General features: G+C 63.6%; 22 protein-coding genes and 1 tRNA gene. 18 read left to right on the forward strand and 5 right to left on the reverse strand.

Annotated features, from left to right (window positions below; translation table 11 throughout):
• Window positions 1-9 precede the first annotated feature (9 nt).
• The gene (locus tag ACW5IY_RS13860) at window positions 10-807 is read left to right on the forward strand and encodes a hypothetical protein (RefSeq protein ID WP_049436681.1); all 798 of its coding nucleotides are present in this window, start codon (window positions 10-12) and stop codon (window positions 805-807) included.
• Between the two features lie 246 nt (window positions 808-1,053).
• Window positions 1,054-3,195 (forward strand): TonB-dependent siderophore receptor, encoded by a 2,142-nt coding sequence (locus tag ACW5IY_RS13865; protein ID WP_197638467.1) that lies wholly within the window; start codon window positions 1,054-1,056, stop codon window positions 3,193-3,195.
• 58 nt (window positions 3,196-3,253) lie between these two features.
• On the opposite strand, the gene ACW5IY_RS13870 is transcribed toward ACW5IY_RS13865, so the two are convergent.
• Window positions 3,254-3,535: a hypothetical protein gene (locus ACW5IY_RS13870; RefSeq protein WP_010484816.1), complete on the reverse strand. Its 282-nt coding sequence runs from the start codon at window positions 3,533-3,535 to the stop codon at window positions 3,254-3,256.
• A gap of 212 nt (window positions 3,536-3,747) precedes the next feature.
• Here ACW5IY_RS13870 and ACW5IY_RS13875 point away from each other — a divergent pair, with 212 nt between their 5' ends.
• The 10 genes from ACW5IY_RS13875 (at window position 3,748) to ACW5IY_RS13920 (ending at window position 12,442) form a co-directional block, all read left to right on the forward strand.
• A complete protein-coding gene (locus ACW5IY_RS13875; protein WP_049436683.1) occupies window positions 3,748-4,422 on the forward strand; it encodes a response regulator transcription factor in 675 nt (224 codons plus the stop codon).
• Window positions 4,422-5,771, forward strand: a complete 1,350-nt coding sequence (locus ACW5IY_RS13880; RefSeq protein WP_043398651.1) for a sensor histidine kinase — start codon at window positions 4,422-4,424, stop codon at window positions 5,769-5,771. Before ACW5IY_RS13875 ends, ACW5IY_RS13880 begins: the two co-directional genes overlap by 1 nt.
• Window positions 5,772-6,094: 323 nt before the next feature.
• Entirely contained in the window at window positions 6,095-6,511 is a 417-nt protein-coding gene (locus tag ACW5IY_RS13885; RefSeq protein WP_049436684.1) for a hypothetical protein, read from the forward strand.
• Between the two features lie 135 nt (window positions 6,512-6,646).
• Window positions 6,647-7,837: an efflux RND transporter periplasmic adaptor subunit gene (locus ACW5IY_RS13890; protein ID WP_049436685.1), complete on the forward strand. Its 1,191-nt coding sequence runs from the start codon at window positions 6,647-6,649 to the stop codon at window positions 7,835-7,837.
• Window positions 7,838-7,839: 2 nt separating this feature from the next.
• Window positions 7,840-9,798 carry a MacB family efflux pump subunit gene (locus ACW5IY_RS13895; protein WP_049436686.1) on the forward strand — a complete coding sequence of 653 codons (1,959 nt, stop codon included), beginning with the start codon at window positions 7,840-7,842 and terminating at the stop codon, window positions 9,796-9,798.
• Between the two features lie 90 nt (window positions 9,799-9,888).
• Entirely contained in the window at window positions 9,889-10,287 is a 399-nt protein-coding gene (locus tag ACW5IY_RS13900; protein WP_049436687.1) for a hypothetical protein, read from the forward strand.
• Window positions 10,288-10,314: 27 nt separating this feature from the next.
• Entirely contained in the window at window positions 10,315-10,692 is a 378-nt protein-coding gene (locus ACW5IY_RS13905) for an EF-hand domain-containing protein (RefSeq protein ID WP_049436688.1), read from the forward strand.
• A gap of 115 nt (window positions 10,693-10,807) precedes the next feature.
• Entirely contained in the window at window positions 10,808-11,005 is a 198-nt protein-coding gene (locus tag ACW5IY_RS13910) for a hypothetical protein (RefSeq protein WP_049436689.1), read from the forward strand.
• A gap of 403 nt (window positions 11,006-11,408) precedes the next feature.
• A complete protein-coding gene (locus ACW5IY_RS13915; RefSeq protein ID WP_049436690.1) occupies window positions 11,409-11,975 on the forward strand; it encodes a putative periplasmic lipoprotein in 567 nt (188 codons plus the stop codon).
• The gene (locus ACW5IY_RS13920; protein ID WP_239682922.1) at window positions 11,972-12,442 is read left to right on the forward strand and encodes an outer membrane lipoprotein; all 471 of its coding nucleotides are present in this window, start codon (window positions 11,972-11,974) and stop codon (window positions 12,440-12,442) included. The genes ACW5IY_RS13915 and ACW5IY_RS13920 overlap by 4 nt, the downstream gene beginning before the upstream one ends.
• Before the next feature lie 357 nt (window positions 12,443-12,799).
• Here ACW5IY_RS13920 and ACW5IY_RS13925 read toward each other — a convergent pair whose 3' ends face one another.
• On the reverse strand, window positions 12,800-13,147 hold the full coding sequence (locus ACW5IY_RS13925) for a winged helix-turn-helix transcriptional regulator (protein WP_049436691.1): 348 nt from the start codon (window positions 13,145-13,147) through the stop codon (window positions 12,800-12,802).
• 102 nt (window positions 13,148-13,249) lie between these two features.
• Here ACW5IY_RS13925 and acuI point away from each other — a divergent pair, with 102 nt between their 5' ends.
• Both acuI and ACW5IY_RS13935 read left to right on the forward strand, forming a co-directional pair.
• A complete protein-coding gene (acuI, locus tag ACW5IY_RS13930) occupies window positions 13,250-14,239 on the forward strand; it encodes an acrylyl-CoA reductase (NADPH) (protein ID WP_049436692.1) in 990 nt (329 codons plus the stop codon).
• A 168-nt stretch (window positions 14,240-14,407) separates the two neighbouring features.
• A complete protein-coding gene (locus ACW5IY_RS13935) occupies window positions 14,408-14,728 on the forward strand; it encodes a hypothetical protein (protein WP_049436693.1) in 321 nt (106 codons plus the stop codon).
• Between the two features lie 53 nt (window positions 14,729-14,781).
• Here ACW5IY_RS13935 and ACW5IY_RS13940 read toward each other — a convergent pair whose 3' ends face one another.
• Window positions 14,782-14,991 carry a hypothetical protein gene (locus ACW5IY_RS13940; protein ID WP_049436694.1) on the reverse strand — a complete coding sequence of 70 codons (210 nt, stop codon included), beginning with the start codon at window positions 14,989-14,991 and terminating at the stop codon, window positions 14,782-14,784.
• A 188-nt stretch (window positions 14,992-15,179) separates the two neighbouring features.
• Between ACW5IY_RS13940 and ACW5IY_RS13945 the strand changes: the two genes are divergently transcribed.
• On the forward strand, window positions 15,180-17,933 hold the full coding sequence (locus ACW5IY_RS13945; RefSeq protein ID WP_049436695.1) for a UvrD-helicase domain-containing protein: 2,754 nt from the start codon (window positions 15,180-15,182) through the stop codon (window positions 17,931-17,933).
• 395 nt (window positions 17,934-18,328) lie between these two features.
• Complete coding sequence (locus tag ACW5IY_RS13950) at window positions 18,329-19,291, forward strand: hypothetical protein (RefSeq protein ID WP_049436696.1); 963 nt, start codon at window positions 18,329-18,331, stop codon at window positions 19,289-19,291.
• A 144-nt stretch (window positions 19,292-19,435) separates the two neighbouring features.
• Here the strand turns inward: ACW5IY_RS13950 and ACW5IY_RS13955 are convergent.
• Window positions 19,436-19,525, reverse strand: a tRNA-Ser gene (locus ACW5IY_RS13955).
• 151 nt (window positions 19,526-19,676) lie between these two features.
• Between ACW5IY_RS13955 and ACW5IY_RS13960 the strand changes: the two genes are divergently transcribed.
• Window positions 19,677-21,023: a DUF7256 domain-containing protein gene (locus ACW5IY_RS13960; protein WP_049436697.1), complete on the forward strand. Its 1,347-nt coding sequence runs from the start codon at window positions 19,677-19,679 to the stop codon at window positions 21,021-21,023.
• Between the two features lie 72 nt (window positions 21,024-21,095).
• On the opposite strand, the gene ACW5IY_RS13965 is transcribed toward ACW5IY_RS13960, so the two are convergent.
• The gene (locus ACW5IY_RS13965; RefSeq protein ID WP_005410175.1) at window positions 21,096-22,088 is read right to left on the reverse strand and encodes a LysR family transcriptional regulator; all 993 of its coding nucleotides are present in this window, start codon (window positions 22,086-22,088) and stop codon (window positions 21,096-21,098) included.
• 127 nt (window positions 22,089-22,215) lie between these two features.
• On the opposite strand from ACW5IY_RS13965, the gene ACW5IY_RS13970 reads away from it, so the two are divergent.
• A complete protein-coding gene (locus tag ACW5IY_RS13970) occupies window positions 22,216-22,803 on the forward strand; it encodes an FMN-dependent NADH-azoreductase (RefSeq protein ID WP_010480565.1) in 588 nt (195 codons plus the stop codon).
• Window positions 22,804-22,883 lie beyond the last annotated feature (80 nt).

Below are 22,883 nucleotides of genomic sequence, written 5' to 3' on the forward strand. Positions count from 1 at the left end.
GACTGCCACATGCTTATCGGATTCTCCCCTGCGGGTGTTACCGCTGCCTCTGACGGCGCCACTGCCGCGAACATCGCCGCCCTGGTCGATGGGCGGCCCACAAGCATTGCCCGCCTCAGCGGTGGTGCATCGGCCGTCCGTCTGCGGTTGACCTGGCCAGCAGCCGCTGGCGTCCGTGTTGTTGGCATGCTCGGCTTGTCCTGCCCGGTCGGCACCTCCCTCAAGCTCACGGGACGCAAGCCTGGTGATGCCACGTACGGCCAGGCCCTCGGCGGGGCATCGATCACGCAAAAGGTGGTTGAGCTGGTGGATGGAAGCCGGGCGGCCTGGTGGGTGCTTCCAGCGGGCACCGTAGCCCTGGTGGGTATCCAGGTCGAGATTGGGGTGACGGGTCTGGACGTGGGCGAGCTATTCGCCCACCAGGCGGTAGACCTCCCCATTGAGCCCGGCTCAGAGACTGAGCGTATCGACCCGAGCATTGTGGAGCGCACTCTGGGCGCAGGCGTCAACGTGGTGGCTCGGCGCACCTACCGGCGCCTCCGCTTTACCCCTCAGACCGACCGCCTGCAGGTCGCCCGTCAGGGCGGCCTGGGGGGCGGATTGGACTGGGAGCGACTGGCTATGGCGGCTGCAGGTGGCGCGCGAATGTCGCTGGTCCCGCGTTGGGGAAAGGATGGCGCCCTGGACACGGAGGAGCTCCATCGGACGGCACTGTATGGCACGGTGGTGGCCGGGTCCGCTGGGCACGCTGGCGGCAACCAGTTCCGCAGCGGCGGGTGGGTCGCCGATGAGCTCCCCCCGATTTGAGCCCCGCTTGAGGCGGGGTTCTAACCCCGTTTGAGGGGCTATCGAACGGTCTGGGAAAGGGGGCTCACAGGGTCGATTCGGCCCTGACCGGCCGGAGCTGGGGATTCTGCAAACCCCGTGTCCCGATTTCGCAGAGGGACTGTCCGCTTACAACCCCGGCGCGCGTCCATAGCGCATTCGGGGGATAGGTTTCGAATTGTTGCAAATGCTAATCTTTCTCATTTGCAGAAACATAAGCTCTCCCCAATGCCCCTTCCTACGCCCCTGCAACGTGCCCTGTACCTGGCACTGGCCCTGCCCTTCGCGCCCCTTGCCCATGCCACCGAGCCCCCTACTGCCGCGCCCAAGGACCTGGACAAGGTCGAGGTTCGCGGGCGTGCACAAACGCTGTACCGGGTGGACGATGCCGCGGTCGGCACCCGCACGGATACACCGCTGGAGCTGGTCCCACAGTCGATCCAGGTCATCCCGCGTGAACTGATCGACGACCAGGCGGCGCGTCAGGTAACCGATCTCTATCGCAGCATCAGCGGCATCAGCTATTTCAGCTATGCCGGGGTGACCCTGCGCGGCTTCCGCCAGGAGAACGTGCTGTATGACGGCCTGCGTGGCGATCCGTATGCAGGATTCTCGGTGCCGCAGCTGTTCAACATCGATCGCGTGGAAGTGCTGAAGGGACCGGCAGGCGCGCTGTATGGCGGGGGTGATGCAGGCGGTGTCATCAACTACGTGACCCGCAAGCCCAAAGCCGCTGCCGAGCGCCGCATCGAGGTCCAGCTGGGCGACAAGGACTTCCGTGCCGGATCGATCGAGGGTACCGGGCCGTTGAATGCCGCCGGCAGCGTGCGCTATCGCGCCGGGCTCTATGCCGACAATGAAAAGGGCGTGCGCTGGAACACCGACAGCGAGAGCGTGATCGGCGATGCCTCGCTGGCCTTCGACGTCGGCCAGACCGGGGAACTGGTGCTGCAGTTCACCGACATCACCCAGAACCTTGGCGGCAACCGTCTGCGTGGCGTGCCGGTCAACGATGCAGGCACGTTCCTGACCGACCGCCGCTGGAACCACAACGAGGCCAGCGACTTCCTCGACATGCGCGCCAAGGTGGCGCTGGCGCAGTATCGCTTCGCGCCGCTCGACACGCTGGACCTGGACTTCGCCGCCCGCTGGTTCAGCAACAACGAACACCAGATGTACCACGAGCCGATGGGCCTGATCGATCGTGACCGCGATGGCGTGGCCGAATGGATGACCCGCCAGCTGCGCAACCAGATCCGCGACAACGAAGCATTCACTGCCAACGGCAATGCAGTCTGGCGGGTGACCACCGGCGCGGTTGAGCACAAGGTGCTGTTCGGCGCCGATGTATACCGGCTGGATGCGGACTTCACCGCACAGACCGCGAACAGCGCTGACCTTGCGCGTGGCGCCGGGCCGGTGCGCGGCATCGACCTGTTCAATCCCGTGTACGGCGCCAGCACCTGGCACGACTACAACCTGGCGGCCCTGCCCTGGCGCAGCACGTCCACCCGCAGCAAGCGCTATGGCGGCTACCTGCAGGACGAACTGGCACTGGGCACGCGCTGGCATGTACTAGCCGGGCTGCGCTGGGATGGCTTCAAGGATGAGGATCGCATTACTGGCAGCAGTGTGGACGGCAACGATCTCAGCTGGCGGCTGGGCAGCACGTTCACCGTGCGCGAGGGCCTGAATGTCTACGCCAACGTCGCCAGTGGTTTCGTGCCGCAGAGTGCCGCCAACCAGAACCCGGCCGCTGGCGGACCGTTCGATGCCGAACGCAGCAAACAGTGGGAAGTGGGCATGAAGTCCCTGCTGGCCGACCGTGTGACCTTGAACATGGCGGCCTACCGGATCGACCGCAGTAACATCGTGCAGGCCACCGGCGAGGTGATCGGTGGCGTGAACCAGTTGGCCGCGCTGGGCCTGGTGCGCAGTACCGGCATGGAGCTGGACCTTTTGGCCGACCTCACCGAGCGCTGGGTGCTGAACCTGACCTACGCCTACAACGATGCGCGGGTGAAGGACGCCGGGCCGAATGGCATCACCAACGCCTCCGGCGACCGATTCGCCAATGCGCCGCGCAACAAGCTGGGATTGTGGACGCGTTATGACCTGCCGGCGATCAACTCCGCCATCGGCTTTGGCGCGGATCATGTTGGCGAGCGCGTCAGCCTGGATGGGCAGACGGTCAAGGCCTACACCGTGTTCGACATGAGCTGGAAGACCACGTGGAAGCAGTGGCAGTTCCAGGCCAACGTCAAGAACCTGTTCGACAAGGTGTACGCGGCCAGTGGCTTCATTGAACGCAACGGGCATTTCCCCGGCGAGCCACGACGGGTGTATGTGCAGGCGGCCTACAGCTTCTGACGCAGGGCTGCGAACCATGATGGCAGGGGGAGGTGGCTGCCCACCTCCCCTCCCGGCATCAGTGCGAGCAGGCCACCAGCATCGAGCGGGTGGCCATCTGGGTGGAGGTGAAGCCGTTCTTGTTGCCCACCGCGATGGCGTTGCCGTCGTCGCCATCCTTGCTGAAGACCACATAGCCACCTGGGCACATCTGCCCGGCCTTTTCGTAGCAACCACTCCAGGAGCTGGAGCCGCTGCAGTCGATGGAGACACCGCGCCGGCCATCGGGGGTAACGGTCATCCTGGCGGTGGTACAGCCACTCAGCGCGGCCACGAACAACAACGGAACGAACAACTTCATCGGTACTCCAGGGAGTTGGGGATCAACGGAAGGGCGCCAAGGCTGGAGTGCCCGGATTGCGCGAACCTTGCGCCGACGTCCGCTTTCCTGCGTCCATTACAGCCTTGCGGGACATCGGGAAGGCACGCCATGTTCACGCAATGTTCCTGTAATACGGTGCCGGCGCGTGCCGAACCGACCCGCCACGCCCCCTTCCTGCGCAAGCCCTGCCGATGCACATCCTGCTGATTGAAGACGAAGCCGAACTGGCCGCTACCCTGAAGTCCGCCCTGCAGCGCGAGCGCTACGTGGTGGATCTGGCCAACACGCTGGCGCTGGCCCGCGAAGCGGCCCTTTGCGGATCGCACGACCTGGTATTGCTGGACCGCACCCTGCCCGACGGCGACGGCCTGGGATTGATTCCGCTATTGCGTGAGCGCAACCCCGGGGTGCCGATCATCGTGCTGAGCGCGCTGGGGCAGCTGCCGGACCGCATCGCCGGCCTGGATGAGGGCGCGGACGACTATCTGGCCAAGCCCTTCGCACTCGAAGAGCTGTTCGCCCGCATCCGCGCTGCCGGGCGCCGGCCGAGCGGCATGCAGGTGGAACTGGTGAGCATCGGCCGGTTGGTGTTCGATCCGGCATCGGGCGAGGCCAGCGTGGGCGGGCAACGGCTGGAGCTGCCGCGCCGTGAGATACGTGTATTGGCCACGTTGGCCCGGCGGCTGGGCCGCACCGTACTGCGCGAGTCGATTGAGATGGCAGTGTATGGATTCGATGACGGCATCCATTCCAACACGCTCGATTCGCATGTCTCGCGCCTTCGCCGCAAGCTGGCCGATGCCGATGCAGGAGTAGAGATACACGCCATCCGCGGCGTCGGCTATCTGATGCGGGAAGCCAAGTAATGGCGCGTCGTCCATCGCTGAAGCGCCCGTTGATCGTCAAAACGCTGATCTATCAGCTGCTGGCGTTGCTGGTGGCGTTCTTCGCGCTGCTGATGGTGCTGATACGTGCCGACAGCGGTGGCTACTACACCATCCAGACCTTCGCGCCGGTGGCTGCCGACGCGGTGCACCGCGACCGCAATGGCGAACTGTACGTGCAGAACACGCCGGAACTGGCCGAACTGCTGAAGATCGTTCCCGGTGCATGGTTCATCGCCGAGGATGAGCACGGCCACCACGTAACGTTCGGGCCTGTGCCGCCGGCCTATGCCTCGCTGGTAGGCGCACTGGATGGCATCCCCTTTGGCGACCTGCGCGGGCGGGATCGCAGCGATGGCCTGGCAGTCGTGGTCCGCCAGCACAGCGGGCCGGCCGGCAAGCTGACCATCATGGCCCATGGCGAAACCGATACGCTGACCTGGCAGATGGCGCTGGCGGCACACATCATCACCCTGCCGATCTTCCTGCTGCTGGGCCTGGCCACCATCGTCCTGACACCGATCATCGTGAGACGGGCCCTGGCCGGGGTGGAGCGCATCGCCCAGGAAGCCCGCAACATCTCCGCCAGCCGCCGCGGTGTCCGCCTGACAGAAACCGCTGTGCCGGTGGAGATCGCTCCGTTGGTGACGGCGGTGAATGAAGCACTGGAGCGGCTGGACGAGGGGCACGAACGGCAACGCCGCTTCATCGCCGCCGCCGCGCATGAGCTGCGCACGCCCATTGCGATTCTGAGGGTGAAGGTCGATGCGGCCGACGACGCCACCTCGCGCAGCCTGGCCGTGGAAGTGGCGCGGTTGGCGACGCTGGCAGAGCAGCTGCTGGATCTGCACCGCATGGACGAAGACGGGCCGAAGGAAACCATCAACCTGGCGCGGGTGGCCAAACGGGTGGCCGCCGATCTGGCGCCGCTGTTGATCCAGTCGGAGAAGACCGTAGCCGTCGCGGTGGAATCGCATTTCCCGGTGCTCGGCGAGACCGGCGCAGTGGAGCGGGTAATTTCCAACCTGGTACTGAATGCTGCCGAACATGGCGGACGCCAGATCATCGTGCGCGTTCAGGGCAGCTGCCTGGAGGTCGAGGACGACGGCGCCGGCATACCGGTCGAACAGCGCGAACGCGTTTTCGAACCCTTCCATCGGTTGCGGCCGCGGCAGACGGGCGCGGGCCTGGGGCTGAACCTGGTGCGCCAGGTGATCGACCGCCACGGCGGCCACGTCACGATTCTGGATGCGCCGGGCGGTGGTGCATTGATCCGTGTCGAGTTTCCATTGCATCCGGGTGTGACCAGCACGCCACCGCTGGAGCACTGAACACATCGCATGCACCTGTGTAACTGGCACCTGTCCATGCGTGGCCGGCAGCGAGGACAGGCAAGGTTGCGGCAATGTTCGCTGGACAGCATCGGGGCGTGGCACCTGCCGTGCCACCGCGTTCCGATCTGACAGGAAGCCTGCATGTGACCCAGGGAGCTCCTCCACCGTCCTCTTCCACGCGCACTGTGCCACCACGGAATTCGCCGGCGCTTACCGCTGCCGCATGGAATCGCCGCCCGCGCACTGGCCGCGCGCCCGGCCTGCAACACTGGCCGCGCTGGCTGCGGACAGTTCCCGATATCGAGCGCGCTGGCGTGTTGATGCGGCTGTTCGGCGCGTTGTTTCTGCTGCTGCCCGGCCTTGCGCTTGTGGCTTCAACGTATCGGCACGCGAGCACCGCGGCAGCGGCGGCCGTGTTCCTGTTCGTTGCCGTGCATGCCGCGCTGCACGGGCTGGCGGCATGGCGGGCGGCAACCCCGCACCCAACGCCACCGCTGCTGCGCGCCCTGGACGGCCATGCCGCTGGGATAATGATTGCCAGTGCGCTGCTGATCACCATCGGTGCAGGAATGGCGAAGCTGCATGCTTCGACCTTCCTCTGGTTGTTGGCCGGTGCTGCGATTCAACTCTGCACTGCGCGCATCGCAGGTCACCGGCTGCGAAATGCACTGCTGGTTCTCGGTAGCGCCCTGCAGTTCATCGCCGTCGCACTGCTCGCTCTTCACGCCGCGCGCTGACACAACGATCGCTCCGCAAGGTTCGCGCAACCCAGCGCATGAAGACTCGACGGTCAACCACGTCTGCCACGACAGACGTGTGTTTCTACTACCGCGAGGACCCCCGATGACCTGTCTGTTCTGGATGTTGCGCCGATGAGCGCCGTACCGCGCAAGCGCCGCCGTGCGCTCATCATTGCTTCCGGCCTGCTGTGCAGCGCGCTGATTCTGTTCGCGTGGTTGCAGCCCGCAGCACCTCCGCACCTGCAGGTTGCACCGGTCGCTCGCGGCAACATCGAACAGGTGGTGGAGGCCACTGGCACGCTGAAGCCCTCGCGACTGGTAAGCGTGGGTGCACAGGTCTCCGGCCGCATCGATACTCTGCATGTAAAGCTGGGCGACAAGGTGAAAGCCGGCGATCTCATTGCCGATATCGATTCGCGCACTCAGCGCAATGCATTGCTGAGCGCGCAGGCCGCGCAGCGCACCGCGCGCGCCAACCGCGATGCACTGGCCACCGACTTGCGCCAGTTCGAGCTGACACTGCATCGGCAGCAACAACTGGCGGCCTCGCAACTGGTGGCCCGCGCCGACTTCGATGCAGCCAAGGCCAAGGTCGATGCCACCCGGGAACAAATCGCTGCGCTGGACGGTGAAGTGACGCGCCGACAGACCGACGTCGATGTCGCACAGACCAATCTGGAATTCACCCGCATCACCGCCCCCACCGACGGCACCGTGCTGGCCGTGGTCGCGCGCCAGGGGCAGACCGTGAATGCGGTGCAGAGCGCACCGACCATCGTGATGCTGGGCAACCAGGACGTGATGACGGTGTACGCTGAGATCTCCGAGGCCGACGTCGTACACACGTCTGTCGGGCAGGAGGCATTCTTCACCATTCTTGGTGATGCTGGCCGCCGCTACAGCAGCACGTTGCGGGATATCGCGCCAGCGCCGGAATCGATCACCAACGAAGACAGTTCCAGCCTCGCCGCACCGGCGGTGTCGGGTGGCAGTCGCACGGCCATGTACTACAACGGCCAGTTCGACGTGGACAACGCCGATGGCCGCCTGCGCAGCTACATGACCGCGCAGGTTCGCATCGTGCTGGGCCGCGCCAACGACGTACTGATCATTCCCTCGGCCGCATTGGGTGCACGCGCCGCCGATGGCAGCTACAGCGTGCAGGTACGCGGTGCCGACGGCCGCGCCAGCACGCGGCGCATCACCACCGGGCTGGATGACCAGATCCAGGTGGAAGTACGCGACGGGCTGAAGGAAGGCGAACAGGTCGTGCTGGCGCAGGCCAACGTCGAAGCCACCAACGCGCCTGCACAACCCCAATGAGTATGACCATGAACGAGCCACTGCTGCGCGTTCGCGGCGTACGCCGTGAATTTGCCGCGGGCGAGCAGACACTGGTGGTACTCGACGGCATCGACCTGGATATCCACGCAGGTGAACTGGTGGCCATCGTAGGCCAATCCGGCTCAGGCAAATCCACGCTGATGAACATCCTGGGTTGCCTGGATCGCCCCTCCGCCGGCGTCTATCAGATCGCCGGGCGCGAGACCGCGCAGATGTCGCCTGATGAACTGGCCGAACTACGCCGCGAGCACTTCGGCTTCATCTTCCAGCGCTACCACCTGCTGACCGATCTGACTGCACTGAGCAATGTGGAAGTGCCCGCGATCTACGCCGGCATGCCTGCCGAGGCACGCCATGCGCGTGCGGCCACGCTGTTGTCGCGGCTTGGCCTGGGCGAGCGCATGCAGCATCTTCCTGGTGAGCTGTCGGGTGGCCAGCAGCAACGCGTTTCGATTGCACGTGCCCTGATGAATGGTGGCGCGGTGATCTTCGCCGACGAACCTACAGGTGCGTTGGACACGCATTCCGGCAAGGAGGTTATGAAGATCCTCGGCGAGCTGCATGCCGAGGGCCATACCGTGGTGCTGGTTACGCATGACATGGCCGTAGCCGAGCATGCGCAGCGCATCATCGAAATCCGCGATGGGCAGATTGTGGGTGATCGTGCAACCAGTACTGGTTTGTCAGCGGTCGTGGCGACGCCAGCCGTGCCCCAGCCTGCGGGCAACAGGGGCTGGCAGGTCTGGCGGGACCGTTTCGCTGAAGCCTTCCGCATGGCATTGCGCGCGATGAATGCCCACCGCATGCGCACCTTCCTGACCATGCTCGGGATCATCATCGGCATTGCATCGGTCGTGGCGGTGGTAGCACTGGGTACCGGTGCACGGCAGGCCATCCTGTCCAACATCTCCTCGTTGGGTACCAATACCATCGAAATCTATCCCGGATCGGGTTTTGGCGACCTGAATTCGGCGCGGGTGGAAACACTCACTCCCGGCGACAGCGTGGCCCTTGCCCGGCAGCCATTCGTGGACAGCGCCACCCCCGGTGTTACCACCAGCGGCACCGCTCTGCGCGGCAACCGCTCGGCCAGCGTACAGGTGCAGGGCGTAAGCGAGCAGTACTTCCGCGTGCATGGCCTGAAGCTGGCCGAAGGCGCCTTCTTCGGCCCACCGGGTGTGAGCGGCTACCAGCAGGTCGTGGTGATCGACGCCAATACCCGCGCTCGCTTCTTCGCTGCCGCGGACAATCCCATCGGCCAGACCCTGCTGCTGGGCAACGTGCCTGTGCGTATTGTGGCCGTGGTGAAGAAAGATGCCGGTGCTGCCGGCGATGCGTCACTGCTGCGGGTATGGCTGCCTTACACCACCGCCATGGCACGCATGCTGGGGCAGCGCCACGTGTCCAGCATCACCGTACGCGTTTCCGATGCGATCAGCATGGAAGCGGCCGAGCAGGCCATCTCAGGATTGCTGACGCGGCGCCATGGCAGCACCGACTTCTACATGAGCAACAACGCGCAGATCCGTGAATCCATCGAACAGACCACCGGCATCCTGACCATGATGATCAGCTCCATCGCGGCCATCGCCTTGGTGGTCGGCGGGATCGGCGTGATGAACATCATGCTGGTGTCGGTGACCGAGCGAACCCGCGAGATCGGCGTACGCATGGCGGTGGGTGCGCGCCGCAGCGACATCCTGCAGCAGTTCCTGATCGAATCGGTATTGGTGTGCCTGTTCGGCGGCGTGCTCGGCATCGGCGTGGCCCTGGCGTTGGGTGCCGCATTGGAGTTGGCCATGGTGGGTTTCAGTCTGGTGTTCTCCGTCCATTCCATTCTCGCCGCCTTCGCCTGTTCCAGCCTGATTGGTATTGGCTTCGGATTCCTGCCGGCACGACGTGCCGCACGGCTCGATCCGGTGGAGGCGCTGGTCCAATAGCCAATGCATCCCCCTCCAGTGACAGCAGGTTCGCGCAATGTCCGCGTTGTGTACTGCAGCTACCAAGAAATTCCGCACAGGAGCTGGACGATGTTTCCTAGAACAGAAAGAACCGCGCTACTGCTGGCAGCTGCTGCGCAGCTACTGGTGCTGATGCCCTACTCCAGCGACGCCCATGCACAGCGTGGCGACCGCTACAGCCCGCACTGGAGCAAGGACTACCGCGATCGGGAACGCGATGCGTGGGAGCGGCGCGAACGTGAGCGGGATCGTGAGCGGGAACGCGAGCGCCGGCACGACGCCAAGACCGCCGGCGTGGTGGTGGGCGTGGTAGGTGCAGCGGTGGTGGCCGGCGTAATTGCCGCTGCTGCCAAGCGCGAACGCGAAGTCCGCGAGCGCGCCGACTACTGCATGAACCGCTACGGCAACTACGACCGCCGCAACGATACCTATCGCGGCGCCGACGGCTACACCTACCCCTGCCGCTGATTGACCCTCAACAAGGACAAACACCCCATGACCAGAACTGCTCTGTTGATTGCCCTGTGCGCTGCCCCATTACTGGCCGAGGCCGCACCGGCCGATCCGAAACAGGCCTACATCGATTCCACGTTCACCGCGATGGATACCAACAAGGATGGACGCGTCGACAAGTCCGAGTACGCAGAATTTCAGCAGGGCCGTTTCAACAAGCAGGCCGATTCAATCGACGCCGCATTTACCGCGATGGACAAGAACAAAGACGGAAGGATCAGCAAGGAGGAAGCCATCGTGGTGCCGGAGATCGCGAAGTACTTTGCGGGCCTGGACACCGATGGTGATGGCTATCTGTCACTGAAGGAAATGCAACAAGCCATGGTGGCCGCTCAGACTGCAGACGCACCAACAAAGTAAATCCAGGGCAGGGCGCTGAAGATGGATGCCCATCCGGACGCGGTGCGGGTTGAACACACCCTCTTCCCACGTTAGCCTCCGAGATGCCCAAGGAGGGCTATCAACGGAGTGAAGCATGAAGATTGGATTCAAGCTGTCTGTTGCTATTGCGGCTGCTGCACTGACCCTGGAAATCGGCAGTGCCTCCGCGCAGTCCCGCTGTACCCCGTGCTACACCGCCTACGAGGCTTGTCTGGCGGCGGGCAATGGCGAGAAGGTGTGCTATCCGGCGTTTGCACGTTGCCTGAGAAACAGCGGCTGCACCATCCCGTAAGTCACGCGTTGCCGTGATGTGTGCCGGCCCCCATTTTTGGGGGCTGGCACTGGTGCTTCTCGAAAGGTGCCCCTCGCTCCTCACGGTATCAGTCTGCATTCCAGCTGGCCGGCCAAGCCGAGCATGCACGCAGAATACCCATCCGCCATATCGGTAGCACAATGCGACCGGCACATTTGCGCAACAGCGTGCGGACCCGGTACTGAGCTCCCTGACACTCTTTGCCGTTCTTTGCAGCGCCACCCCTGCGAGGCAACAGCACCAGGCGGAAGGCCGTTCCAATTCAGGTATCCTTGCGCGCAGTCAGCCACGCCTTCATGCGGCCACTGCAGTGCAGCATCGACGTTGCCGACGAACACACGATTCACCATGGATGTTTCAACGTAGTCACAGGGGAAAATGGATGAAGAAGTTCCTGTTCGCGGCGATCCTCGCCGTGTCGCTGGTAGGTTGCACCACCAATCCGCCGCTCAATTTCTCGGTCCCGAACGTCGGGGTCAGCAGCAAGAAGATTGACGGCGAGTTGAAGTCGTTGACGGTCACGCTGGCACGTCCGGATGAAGCCAAGGGCAAGATCCCCGCGCAGGCCCAGCACGAAGTGCCGCAGATGTGGCAGAACGCGTTGACCGAAGCGCTGAACAAGATGGCGGTGTTCCGCGACGACGCGCCGGTGAAGTTGAGCCTGTCGGTGAAGATCCTGGCGATCGACATTCCCAGCTTCGGTGCATCGATGACCACCAAGACGATCGCCCGCTACGAGCTGATCGATCGTGCAACCGGCAGCATCGTCTATACCCAGGATGTCAGCGCGTCCGGCGAAGTTCCGTTCAACTACGCCTTCGCAGGCGTGATCCGTGCCCGCGAGTCGATCAGCCGCTCGGCCCAGAACAACATCGCCCAGTTCCTGCAGGCTCTGGAGACAGTGGATATTTCCAAGCCGATGTTCCCCAACAAGCAGGAAGCGCCGTGAAGCGCCTGCTGCTGGCCGCATCCGCTGCTGCGATGCTGACCGCGTGCGCACCGAATGTGCGCACGGACAGCTACTCCATCGGTTCGGTGGGACAGGTCAATCGAACCGTCAGCGGCACGGTCATCAGCGTCCGTGCGGTCAGTATCGACGGCTCACAGGGCGGCGGTGCCGTTGCCGGCGCTGCGGCTGGCGGGGTGGCCGGCTCCACCATCGGTGGCAGTAACCAGGCAGCGGCCATCGGTGCCATTGGCGGCCTGGTGGTAGGCGCGATTGCCGGTGCGGCCTCCGAACGCGCACTCTCGCAGGCCAAGGGCCTGGAATACGTAGTGCAGACAGAGAACGGCAATCTGATGACGGTTGTACAGGGACCCGATCCGGTATTCAGCACCGGTATGCGGGTGCTGGTGCTGTATGGGTCACCCTCGCGGATCATTGCCGATCCGCGCCAGGCAAAGGCGGCCCCGTAAACCCAGCGATGCCCCTTCCAGGGGGCATCGTTCTGCTGCGCTGGGATTTCAACCCATCCGTACCGCGTGACTCTCGCGAGCCAGCACTTCGATATCCTGCTGGCGCTGCATGACCGCCTACCGCCGCTCCAGGCTGGCGGCTTCCGTCTGCTGCAGCGACTGCACAACCGGCGCCTGCGCTTCCACACCCGTGGGCAATCGGGTGTCAACGGAACAGGAACCGCATCGCAGCCCTTCACTGAGCGAGGCAGCGCTCCACATACGCGGCCTGCAGTACCGCTGCTATTGCTGTGGCCTCCGGAACGCCCCCCGGATGCACGGGCCATGACGACGACGCCCGGCGCTCCGCTTCAGGTTTCAGCCGTTGCTATCCGTGCGTCCATGGCCGCGATAGGTTTCACCCCACTCGCGCATGGCCAGCAGCACCGGAACCAGCGTGCGCCCGAACTCGGAAAGCTCGTATTCCACCTTCGGCGGCACTTCCGGGTACACGTGGCGGATCACCACCCCGTCGGCTTCCAGTTCCCGCAGCTGGCTGGTCAGCATGGACTGGGTAGCGTTGGGTACACGCCGCGTGAGCTCCATGAAGCGTCGCTTGCCTGTCATCAGGTGGAACAGAATGACCGGCTTCCACACGCCGCCCATCACCGACAGCGTGACTTCCACCGCGCAACCGCTCTTGCCGTCCCAACGCCTGCTACGCATGCATACTCCGGAAAACCATAGTACCTACGGAAAATCATCGTTCTTGTTGCGATAGTGGTGCGAGCCTAGCATGGGCTCATCCATTGAACGTGAGACCGCACCATGAGTTTCAAGGCACTGCTGACCCGCAAGACCAACGACGGCGTTTCCACGGAGCTGGTCGATTTCGATGAAGCCAACCTGATGGATGGCGACGTGCTGGTGCAGGTCGAGTACTCCACGCTGAACTACAAGGACGCGCTGGCCCTCACCGGCGCGCGCCCGGTGATCCGGACGTTCCCGTTGATCCCTGGCATCGACCTGGCTGGCGTGGTGCTGGACTCCAGCAGCGTCGACTTCAAACCCGGCGACCGCGTTGTGCTCAATGGCTGGGATCTCAGCATGGGCCACCACGGCGGCCTCGCCCAGCGCGCCCGTGTTCGCGGCGAATGGCTCAACAGGATTCCCGCCAACCTGAGCACCCGCGACGCCATGGCCATCGGCACCGCCGGCTACACCGCGATGCTGTGCGTGCTGGCATTGGAAGATGCCGGCGTGACGCCCGGGAAGGGCAATGTACTGGTCACCGGCGCCAACGGTGGCGTCGGCTCGATTGCGGTGGCGATCCTTTCAAAGCTGGGTTATCGCGTAGTGGCTGCCACCGGGCGCCCGGAACACGCCGAGTATCTGCACAGCCTGGGCGCCGCCGAGATCATCGACCGCGCGCAGCTTTCAGAACCGCGCGAACGGCCGGTGAGTGCCGAGCGCTGGGCCGGCGTGGTTGATGTGGCAGGCGGCCCTACCCTCGTCAACGCCATTGCCGAGACGAAGTACCGCGGCGCAGTGGCCGCGTGCGGGCTGGCGCAGAGTGATGAGCTGCATGGCTCGGTGCTGCCCTTCATCCTGCGCAATGTGACCCTTGCGGGCGTGGATTCGGTGAATGCACCGCAGGACGTTCGCCAGCGCGCGTGGGATCGCCTCGCTACCGACCTGGACCTGCAGAAGCTGGAAAGCACGGTGCAATTGATCGGGCTTGCCGACGTGCTGGACGTGTACGAGAAGATCATCCCCGGTCAGGTGCGCGGCCGCATCGTTGTGGATGTAAATGCCTGAGCGGATGACCGCAACGGGGCTCGATGGATGGGTGTAGATGGAGGGCTGCAACGCGCCCTCCATGCTGCAGCGAATGGTGAACCTGCCGTGAAACATGCGGCGCGGCAGTGGTCTTCGGCCATCGCCGGTCGCATACGCTCAGGCTCCCACCGCCGCTGGACTCCCGACATGCCAATGACCGCATTCGCGCTTGCCGCCGCACTTTCGGGCCTGCCCGACATCACCTGGGAGCGCGAGCGCGCCGAGGACGCGCATCAGCTCATGCTCTGCCAGATCCATCGCGATGAATTGCAGCAGGCCGAGGGAAAGGACGATGCCTACCAGCGCGCAAAAGCGGTCTGCGACCTGCTGGCGCGGGACTACAGGAACAGGTGGGATTTCGACGCACAGGATGCGCTGGCGGCTTCGGCGGTGGATCTGGATGAGCTGATCCGGCGTGGGGACGCGTTGGAGGTCCCCCCTGCAAAGCGGGACCGTGCCTACGAGTGATTCAGCAACTGCTGATTCAGCAACTGCCGCTGGTGCTGCTGGTTTCCGAACGCCTAAGGGATCCGGCCCGGCGCCCGTGCCAAACGCAGGATCCCATCCGGGGGAATGACGGTGCCATCGTCCATCACGATCAGCATGTCGGAAACTCCGCCCTCGTGCCCTTGCTTCGCGGTGGTCACCAGGATCCTCAATGGATCCGTCCGGATATCGTAGCCACCACCGACGTGCTTCAAGGTTCCCACCCGGTCCCAGTCGATTTCCATGGCCAGCTCCTGAATCCAGACGCGTCATGATGCCACGCGCCTGGCTGTTGGATGCGCTGCGATAGACGGCATCCGGACGCGCCCTGGCTGCGCGTGACAGGCCACATGCAACGTCAAGGCCCTTTATCATGCGGGCTTAGGGGCTCTACATGCCCAGTTGACGCTTGCAAGGCAGTACCTGGATGTCTATGGAATGGCGCCCCTCGATCTGGGGCCAACGTGTGACTCGTTCGCCACACTGGTGGCTGCGGCTGGATGGCGAAAGCATCGAGCTGAACGTCGCAGGCCAGCAATACCGGCAACGCGTGGATGACGATCACAGCGTGCAGGTCATTCCCGGGCTTTTCTGGTCGCGGGTCGAGCTGCAGGCAGGAAGTGCCGCGCAGCTCTCGGTGGACGGGCTTTCCAACGCACAGGCGTCCCGGCTTGCGGCAGCGCTGCAGCAGGTCCGCTTTGCGCGCACCACACGGGGGCGCAAGGCCCTGTTTGACACGATCCTGGAGCAGATCCAGGCGTGGTTGAGCGCTGCGGATGCGCTCATCGACCGCGGCAGTGCCGGCCGCCGCTGGATCACCCACGAGCAGCAGCAGACGCTGCTGGCGGAGCGCTCCTCCCTGCCCCTGCAGCCGCCGGAGTTGGAGCAACTGTTCCTTGATGAGAACGTGCATGGCGACCTGCACGCGCACAACCACCGCGCAGCGCTGGACGCCCTGCACGACTGGCAGCTGGATTGGCCGGCCGTCTGGGCCGAGGCCAACGCGACCATGGCAACGCGTGAGCGGGTGCTGGCCAAGGACTTCCTCGACCGGGTCGAGAGCAAGCCCCTGACCGAGGAACAGGCCCGCGCCGTCATCTGCTTCGACAACCGGGTGCAGGTCGTGGCCGCGGCCGGCTCTGGCAAGACCTCTACGATGGTCGCCAAGGCCGCCTATGCCATCGATCGCGGCTTCGTGGAGCCCGAACGGATCGTGATGCTCGCCTTCAACAAGGACGCCGCCAAGGAGCTGGAAGAGCGCGCGCAGCGATGCTTCGACCGGCTCGGCATGGGCGATACCGTGGTTGAGGCGCGGACTTTCCACGCCCTGGGCCTGTCCATCATCGCCAAAGCCACAGGGCGCAAGCCGGATATCCCGGAATGGGCGGTCGACGCGACGCTGAGCTTCAACAAGCTGGCCGAACTGGTGGACGACCTGAAGGACCGCTCGACCCACTTCCGCACCCAGTGGGACATGTTCCGCCTGGTGTTCGGGCGCGATCTTCCGCCGTTCGGTGCCGACATGATGGCCGATGGCTACGATCGCGATGGCACGCCCTACATGCGTACCCTGCAGGGCGAACGGGTGAAGAGCCTGGAAGAGTGCGTCATCGCCGACTGGCTGTTCTACAACGGCGTGGCATACGACTACGAACGGCGCTACGAGTTCGATACCGCAACTGACACCCATCGCCAGTATCGCCCGGACTTCTACTACCCGGACGCCCAGCTGTATCACGAGCACTTTGCGCTGGATGCCGATGGCCAGCCGCCGAAGCACTTCGTCAACTACAGCGAAGGAATGCATTGGAAGCGCCAGCAGCATGTGGCGCGCGGCACCGCCCTGGTCGAGACGACATCGTTTGGCCTGCGCAGTGGACAGGCCCTGCAGGATCTAGCCGACCGGCTCGGCGCGTCTGATGTCGAGCTCGACCCGAACCCCGACCGCGAACTGCCTGATCAGGGCGCCAAGCCGATGCCGGATACTGACCTGATCGGCTTGATGCGCACCTTCATTGCCCATGCCAAGAGCAACTGCCTGACGCTGGATGACATGGCCGCACGCCTGCGGCAGATGCCTGAGGATCAGTTCAAGGAACGCTACCGGCGCTTCCTGGAGATCGCCGGGCCGGTTTTCCAGGCCTGGGACAACGCACTGGCTGACGAGCGCAGCATCGACTTCGAAGACATGCTCAACATGGCCGCCGGGCTGCTGGAACAGGGCCACTATGAGTCGCCCTACGAACTGGTGATGGCCGACGAATTCCAGGACGCATCGCGCGCCCGTGCGCGCCTCTGCCGTGCCCTGGTCAGCCAACCGGGCCGCCATCTGTTTGCGGTGGGCGATGACTGGCAATCGATCAATCGCTTCGCTGGCGCCGACGTTTCGGTGATGACCGGATTCCGCGAATGGATGGGCCATGGCCAGGTGCTGAAACTGGAGCAGACGTTCCGCTGCCCGCAGGCACTGTGTGATGTTTCCAGCCGCTTCATCAGCCGCAACCCCACGCAGATCGCCAAGAAGGTCCGCTCTGCCGCGCCGTCAATGGGCCCGGTGCTGCAGGCGTTCCAGATGAACCGGCGTGAAGAGGTACAGGATGGTGTTCGCCAATACCTTGCGAAGCTGCACCAGCAACTGTTGTCAGGCACGGTGCCGCAGGGACGCAACGGCCGCGTGACGGTCTTTGTTCTGGGGCGGTATCGCGCGGACCGCAGCGCGATGCCTTCGGATTGGAAGGCGGCCTTTGGCAGCACGATGGACGTCCAGTTCCTGACCGCACATCGATCGAAGGGGCGCGAGGCGGACTACGTGATCCTGCCGGGCGTGATCAACCGCAGCTTCCCGAGCCTGCGCGCGGATGACCCGGTGCTTTCGCTGGCAATGCCGGACGGCGATACCTATCCGCTGAGCGAAGAACGGCGCCTGTTCTATGTCGCGCTGACGCGGGCGCGACGATCGGTTGCGATGTTCACCCTGCAGGGCAAGCACTCGCCGTTCCTGGATGAGCTGGTGAAGGAAGGCGCAGTGGAAGTGACCGCGATTTCAGGCGCGGCCATCCACGAAGAGCGCTGCCCGGTGTGCAAGGTGGGCGTGTTCGTGGGCCGCAATGGGCCGCATGGGGCGTTCCGGTCGTGCTCGAGTTATCCGTTGTGCCATAACAAGCCGAAGGGTGGGCGTCGATACTGACTTCAGCCCAAAGCAGCACTTGCAAGGGCGCGAACCGCCTCTTGAGCCCAACGAGGTTCTGAGCACCACGCGATTTTGAGGCCGGGCCTCAAAGGCTAGAAGACTGATCGTAAACAGCTTCTTCTCGGAGAACATATTGCCGACTTCCCGCGATCAGACACGTGCCAACGCCGCATCTTGCCGCTGCGCCAAGCGCGGAAACGCTCGGGCAGGGGAAAAGCGCGGAGAAAAACCACGTCGACAAACGTAATTTGCCGCACCTCGCTCAAGTGACAATTGCGCAACCCTATCCTCCACGCGCCTCATTAAACTGTTGACGAAACTGAACAATCCCGCTAATTATTAGGATTCGCCGATGTTCTGGGCTCGCTGTTTCTGCTGGAAGGGGATCCAAGGTGGAAGATACTGATCGGCCGGGAATCGGCTATTTGAAGCTATATGGCGAGGCAGTACCGACCGGGGTAATTTCGGCCTCCGCTGCGGGGAACCTGCTACTCGGCCTCGACGAGTGCATTCGCTACTTTTGCCGAATGCAGTCTCCTGGCCTGGCTGCGATCGAGTATGAGGTCCCGGTTAGAACCTCGGAAGGATCTTGGATTGCCTGGATCCAAGAGCACGGCGTACTGATTGCCTCGGGCCTTGCAACCTATGGTATCGGATCGTATGTGAAGAAAGCCGCTGAGAAAATGGCAGAGAAGGATTTCCGCGACGTGGGCCTTTCTGACGTGATCCGAAAGTCGATGGATGCATTCAGAAAGCTCTTGGAAGTCCTGAAGCATACAAAAGGGAGCCGCGAGTGGAACAGTCGCCTCCATTGGAAAACGGTCAATGGCGTTGTTGGTATCGAAAACGAAGCCGGCGAGATCATCTATATCCCCATCGAGTACTTCAAATGGTACATGGACGTCCCACATGCGATGCTCAAGCGAATATCATCGGCCGTCAGAGAAGGGCGCTCGTTGGAAGTCGGATCTTTGACCGAGGATGGTCACCTTGAGACCACTACCATCACAGTAGCGGACAAGTCCTTATTTGGACACCTTCCCGCCTCAAATGACGATGGCGGAATTCTGTTCCCCGAGCTCGAACATGGGGATGCCGTACGCCTTGCCGGAAGGCTAATCCGAGGAAACGAGAACGCTAACTCTCTAGGTCTTGAATACAACGGTCACGTGCTGAACTGCGTCCCTGAAAGCGGTAACATCAAAAAGTACAAGCCAGCACTTTTCCTCCCTTGCATTGTTGAGGGTAGGATTTCGCGCTTGCACAAGCAGCCAAATGCTGCAGAGAGACGACCGACAGTCATAGTCTCGGATGTTATCCCGCTCCATCCGGACGACCAGCTACCTCTTGTGTAGAGAAATTGCACCCTTCTGCATAGCTGCCAATGCTGGCAGCTATGTATCGCATGACTCGATCTGCGTGGTCATATCACCGCTCGGCGACGGGCCACTAAGCAAGAAGCAAGGGTCTCCATCCAAAATCGATGGCTCAAATGCTATTGGCGGAGAGAGTGGGATTCGAACCCACGGAAGGTTTGACCCTTCGCCGGTTTTCAAGACCGGTGCCTTAAACCGCTCGGCCATCTCTCCGTATCGGCCCAGCCTGCTGGCCGGGCACGCATTCTCGCACGGCCGGGCGATTTGCCCAAGACCCCTGCACCACGCCCATCTACAACTAATCCGATAGCCTTCCCACGCCCCGGCTGGCTAGAGTGGCCCATTCCCCCTAGTCCCCACCCGCATGGACAACTCCAGCCTCCTGAACATACGCCCGGGCATGCCTTCAATCGCCCTGGCCCAACTTCTGGGCACCCGATGGAAGGAGCCGGATGAACAAGGTCATCTGACTTGCCTGAGCAAGGACGTTTTCGTTCGACTGGATAGCGATCGAGCCATTGGATACGTCATTTTCGCCTGTTCAATGCCCAAGACGGTGCTGGTCGAGGGCCTGCGTACAGGCATGGCCACCGGCGACGCTCTCGCCAACAATCCTCGTCTCGCTGTACTGCCGGAAGAGCCAGAGGACGCATGCGAGGGATGGGCGACCTACGGCTTCATCACGGACGACGGATTGCAGGTGGCCGCGAACGTGAACACGCGGGACAACACGGTAAAGAGCATTCGCCTGGAGAACCCGAACGCCACCTACTGCGAGCCTGCATCGCCCATATTCGATCCGACGCTGACCAAGGCCTTTGACATCGCGCTTGGCCCTCAGCGCGTACTCCCCAAAGCAGGCCGCGGCAGCGAATGGGCCGGTGGCTGGACGCTGGGCCTTCCCCCAGGCATCACCGGTGAACAATGGCCTTTGAGTTCCAGCAACGGGCACCCGTTGCGGCACGCCTTTACATTGCACCTGCCCTCGGAGTACCGAACCAAGGGAAATGAGCTGGTTGCTCTCTCCCTGTTCGTAGACGATCAGCAGGAGGAGCTCTGCACCGTCGAGGAAATCGCGGAATACTTCGCCTCTCCCCTTTCCATGACCCCGCCAGAGGGCAGCGACCTGCTTCCCTTCTGGCAGCATCGCCAAGCCAAGCATGCGCACAGCCACAGCATGGAAGACATCCTTGGAACGCAATTCTGCGCCATCTGGCTTACACAGCAGGAGTTTGATGGCGAGCTGAGCCTGCCGCCCAAGCCGAATTCAGCCCTGCTGCATGACCCTCCGACCTGGATCGAACAGGACTACGCAAGCTACTTCTACGAGCGCTGGCTGTACACCAGGAACGGAAATGCCGTCATCCCGGGCGCGGGAATCGGAGGCGCCTCCAGCGAGACCGTGGCACTGCCGATCAGCGCATCCATCCGCACTGACGATCCCAACGTAGGCAGGTCGCCGCGGGAGTGGGAAAGCGAATGCGCCATCAGTGGATACATCGAGGCATTCAGCGAGCGTGGTGAGGAACTGAACCTGAGTCGCTGGGATTCCATTGCCCACCTCGGCGGAACGATGCAGCCCCAGCAGGGCTACCCTGAGTTCGGCCCCTACTACCTCGAATTCGAGGAGGGTTTTGGCGGCTTCAATTTCGGTGGCGGCAACGCACAGTTGGATCTGCAGCAGATGAAGATCGACTGGGCGTGCGGATGACACCGTCGGATTGAAGCAAAAAGCCCCGGAACGTCGCCGGGGCTTTTCTTCACGGAAGCAGTGCAGCAGCCCTCAGCCCGCATCCACCGCCAGCGCCCCCAGTGCACTGGCCTTGATCCGCTCCTTGGCCTTTTCACAGGCGCCACCGCAATCCAGGCGCGAGGCCTCCAGCTGCGGCGGCAGATGCTCGGCCAGGAAGTCGATGAACACGCGCACCGCCGGCAGCAGGCCGCGGCGCGAGGCGAACACGGCGTGGCACACGCCCTGCGGCAGCGACCAGTCCGGCAGCACCACTTCCAGCTCGCCGTTGCGCACGGCGTCGGCGCACACGGTTTCCGGCAGCATGGTGATGCCGAAACCGTCCTTCACCATGCTCTGCAGCAGCGGGAAGTCGAAGCCGGCCACGCGCGGCTGCAGGTCAACCCGGCGCACTTCGCCTTCCGGGCCATGCAGTTCCCAGCGCTGGCGTGCTTCGTCTTCGCTGATGCTGAGGGTGACGTGCTGGGTGAGCTCTTCCGGGTCTTTGGGGCGTCCGGCGCGGTCCAGGTACTTCGGGCTGGCCACCAGCAGTTCCTGCACCTGACCGAAGCTGCGCATCACCAGGCTGCCGTCGTCATCCAGGCGCGAACGCACGCGCAGGGCGACGTCGTAGCCTTCATTGATGATATCCACGCGGCGGTTGCTGATGTTCAGCTGCAGCCGCACCTTCGGGTACTGCTCAAGGAACTTGGGCAGCAGCTTGGGAAGCTGCATCTGCGCCAGTGACACCGGCACGCTGGCGCGCACCACGCCGCGCGGCTCCGCGCTGAGGCGGTCCACCACTTCGCGGGCGGCCTGGGCCTCGGCCAGCATCGTCTGCGCATGGCGATGCACGCTGGTGCCGACATCGGTGACCGCGAAACGGCGCGTGGAGCGCTGCAGCAGGCGTACCCCCAGGTCGGTTTCCAGCTGGCTGATGCGGCGGCTCAGGCGCGACTTGGGAATACCCAGTGCGCGCTCGGCGGCGGCGAATCCGCCGTGGTCGACCACCATCGCGAAGTAGTACAGATCATTCAGGTCATGCATGCCCGAGTTCCATATCTAGAACAATACGTGGCATTCAACCACCTTTATCCCGCCTTTGCAACAACCTATCGTTCTCTCCGTCGGCGGGGCCACCCCGCCCCTCCCTCCCAGAACATAGGTGACTGCCATGAAGCTTCTGCATCTCGACGCCAGCGTGCTTGGCGAGAACTCCGTCTCCCGCCACCTGACCGCCGCCGTGGTGGCCCGCTTCAAGCAGCAGATCGAAGGCCTGCAGATCGATTATCGCGATCTTGACGCCAATCCGGTACCGCATCTTCGCAGCAGCTCGCTGGCCAAGGCGGACGCGGCCGAAGCCGCCGATGCTGAGCAGGTGCTCGAGCAGTTCCTTGCCGCGGACATCGTGGTGATCGGCGCGCCGATGTACAACTTCAGCATCCCGTCCACGCTGAAGGCCTGGATCGACCGCGTGGCCGTGGCCGGGCGCACCTTCAAGTACACCGAGAACGGCCCGATCGGCCTGGCCGGCGGCAAGCGCGTGATTGTGGTCAGCAGCCGCGGCGGCATCTACACCGATTCGCCGGCCGACTTCCAGGAACCGTTCCTGCGCCAGACGTTCGCCTTCTGGGGCATCAACGACATCGAGTTCGTACGTGCCGAAGGCATCGCCTACTCGCCGCAGCACCGTGAAGACGCCATCGCCGGCGCGCTGGCGGCCCTGCCGTCGCACGAAGCGGCCGAAGCCGCCGCTGCATAAGCGTTCCAGCGTTCGGTGCCCCTCTCTCCTCGTCTGGGCGCTGAACGCGGGCCGGGATCCCCTCCCCCATCCCGGCCCAC

This window comes from Stenotrophomonas sp. C-A, from assembly GCF_054030835.1.

What these genes read in the sequence shown, in the direction of transcription:
- ACW5IY_RS13860 (WP_049436681.1), top strand. Translation starts at nt 10, where the DNA reads ATGCTTATCGGATTCTCCCCTGCGGGTGTTACCGCTGCCTCTGACGGC.
- ACW5IY_RS13865 (WP_197638467.1), top strand. Translation starts at nt 1,054, where the DNA reads ATGCCCCTTCCTACGCCCCTGCAACGTGCCCTGTACCTGGCACTGGCC.
- ACW5IY_RS13870 (WP_010484816.1), bottom strand. Translation starts at nt 3,535, where the DNA reads ATGAAGTTGTTCGTTCCGTTGTTGTTCGTGGCCGCGCTGAGTGGCTGT.
- ACW5IY_RS13875 (WP_049436683.1), top strand. Translation starts at nt 3,748, where the DNA reads ATGCACATCCTGCTGATTGAAGACGAAGCCGAACTGGCCGCTACCCTG.
- ACW5IY_RS13880 (WP_043398651.1), top strand. Translation starts at nt 4,422, where the DNA reads ATGGCGCGTCGTCCATCGCTGAAGCGCCCGTTGATCGTCAAAACGCTG.
- ACW5IY_RS13885 (WP_049436684.1), top strand. Translation starts at nt 6,095, where the DNA reads ATGCGGCTGTTCGGCGCGTTGTTTCTGCTGCTGCCCGGCCTTGCGCTT.
- ACW5IY_RS13890 (WP_049436685.1), top strand. Translation starts at nt 6,647, where the DNA reads ATGAGCGCCGTACCGCGCAAGCGCCGCCGTGCGCTCATCATTGCTTCC.
- ACW5IY_RS13895 (WP_049436686.1), top strand. Translation starts at nt 7,840, where the DNA reads ATGACCATGAACGAGCCACTGCTGCGCGTTCGCGGCGTACGCCGTGAA.
- ACW5IY_RS13900 (WP_049436687.1), top strand. Translation starts at nt 9,889, where the DNA reads ATGTTTCCTAGAACAGAAAGAACCGCGCTACTGCTGGCAGCTGCTGCG.
- ACW5IY_RS13905 (WP_049436688.1), top strand. Translation starts at nt 10,315, where the DNA reads ATGACCAGAACTGCTCTGTTGATTGCCCTGTGCGCTGCCCCATTACTG.
- ACW5IY_RS13910 (WP_049436689.1), top strand. Translation starts at nt 10,808, where the DNA reads ATGAAGATTGGATTCAAGCTGTCTGTTGCTATTGCGGCTGCTGCACTG.
- ACW5IY_RS13915 (WP_049436690.1), top strand. Translation starts at nt 11,409, where the DNA reads ATGAAGAAGTTCCTGTTCGCGGCGATCCTCGCCGTGTCGCTGGTAGGT.
- ACW5IY_RS13925 (WP_049436691.1), bottom strand. Translation starts at nt 13,147, where the DNA reads ATGCGTAGCAGGCGTTGGGACGGCAAGAGCGGTTGCGCGGTGGAAGTC.
- acuI (WP_049436692.1), top strand. Translation starts at nt 13,250, where the DNA reads ATGAGTTTCAAGGCACTGCTGACCCGCAAGACCAACGACGGCGTTTCC.
- ACW5IY_RS13935 (WP_049436693.1), top strand. Translation starts at nt 14,408, where the DNA reads ATGCCAATGACCGCATTCGCGCTTGCCGCCGCACTTTCGGGCCTGCCC.
- ACW5IY_RS13940 (WP_049436694.1), bottom strand. Translation starts at nt 14,991, where the DNA reads ATGGAAATCGACTGGGACCGGGTGGGAACCTTGAAGCACGTCGGTGGT.
- ACW5IY_RS13945 (WP_049436695.1), top strand. Translation starts at nt 15,180, where the DNA reads ATGGAATGGCGCCCCTCGATCTGGGGCCAACGTGTGACTCGTTCGCCA.
- ACW5IY_RS13960 (WP_049436697.1), top strand. Translation starts at nt 19,677, where the DNA reads ATGGACAACTCCAGCCTCCTGAACATACGCCCGGGCATGCCTTCAATC.
- ACW5IY_RS13965 (WP_005410175.1), bottom strand. Translation starts at nt 22,088, where the DNA reads ATGCATGACCTGAATGATCTGTACTACTTCGCGATGGTGGTCGACCAC.
- ACW5IY_RS13970 (WP_010480565.1), top strand. Translation starts at nt 22,216, where the DNA reads ATGAAGCTTCTGCATCTCGACGCCAGCGTGCTTGGCGAGAACTCCGTC.